Below are 507 nucleotides of genomic sequence, written 5' to 3'. Positions count from 1 at the left end.
GCCCGTGATCGAACGCCCGCAGCTGCCGGCCCCGGACTGCCGGCCTGGGGCGGGCGGCTGCGGGCAGGATGGCGGCGTGGAGCTACTTGATCATTTCGCCGTCGGGGGCGACCACATACCAGACGTCGTTCACGCCCTGTCCGGTCGTGTCTCCCGGGGACTTGTCCTGCGCCCAGTAGTAGATGGGCATGCCGTTCAGCGTCACCTGCTGTTGCCCGTCCGGGGTGTCGATGAGGCCCACCTCCGCGGTGACCCCGTCGAGTTCCGGCTCTTCCTCGGCCAGCACGGGCGGCCACGCGGCCAGGCAGTCGCCCGTGCAGGCGCTCTCGCCTGAGTCCGGGACGTCTTGGGTGAAGTAGTAAACGGTCATGCCTTCGCCGTCCACCACGATGTCGCCCAGGTCGGATTCGGCCGTGGTCAGGGTAGAGGTGCCGGATGCCTGCGCGCCGCCGGTCTCCCCGCCGTCTGTCTCCGGCGCCGCCGGCGTGGTCATTCCGGGCGCGCCCG

1 protein-coding gene is annotated in these 507 nt (G+C 70.8%); it reads right to left on the bottom strand.

Features of this window, described 5'->3' with window-relative positions:
* Nucleotides 1–82 precede the first annotated feature (82 nt).
* Nucleotides 83–507 (bottom strand): COG4315 family predicted lipoprotein (locus tag AC5RV2_RS18905; protein WP_494093605.1); only part of this gene is annotated, 425 nt, incomplete at its 5' end.

The organism is Arthrobacter sp. Y3225116 (assembly GCF_059091245.1).
The sequence above is the reverse complement of the archived record's forward strand: the minus strand, read 5'-3'. Positions and strand labels throughout refer to the sequence as shown.